The sequence below is a fragment of the Bartonella sp. AA86SXKL genome (assembly GCF_042196885.1).
In genome coordinates this window covers 1-314 of the sequence record NZ_JBHIRE010000401.1, presented here as the reverse complement: position 1 = coordinate 314, position 314 = coordinate 1, and the positions used below count along the sequence as shown (strand labels likewise).

The window sequence follows — 314 nt, the reverse complement described above, 5'->3', positions numbered from 1 at the left end:
TTGCGTTACTAAACCATTTTGTCCCAATCTCATCGCAATATCACCAAAAAGGGATGAACCAACTGCTAAATAAAAAACTCGAATATCAGATGGATCTTCTGAGAGCGGTAAAGCGAGATCTCTCCACCCTCGATTTGATGTAATATCAACAGAAATATAGGTTAAACGCGCAAGAAAACGATTGAGTTCAATTCGATTGAGATCTTTTGGATGAACATATTTTTCTAAAGAAGCACGAACAAAATTTTGATACTCTTCACTACTCAGTGAAGAGCGTGAAACCCCAATAATACGTGTTGGCTCACTCAATTGTC

The 314-nt window shown here is 37.6% G+C and carries 1 pseudogene; it reads right to left on the bottom strand.

Annotation, left to right across the window (positions count from 1 at the left end):
* Positions 1-314: pseudogene (locus tag ACFIO5_RS12240) on the bottom strand (glucose-6-phosphate dehydrogenase); the annotation flags it as partial.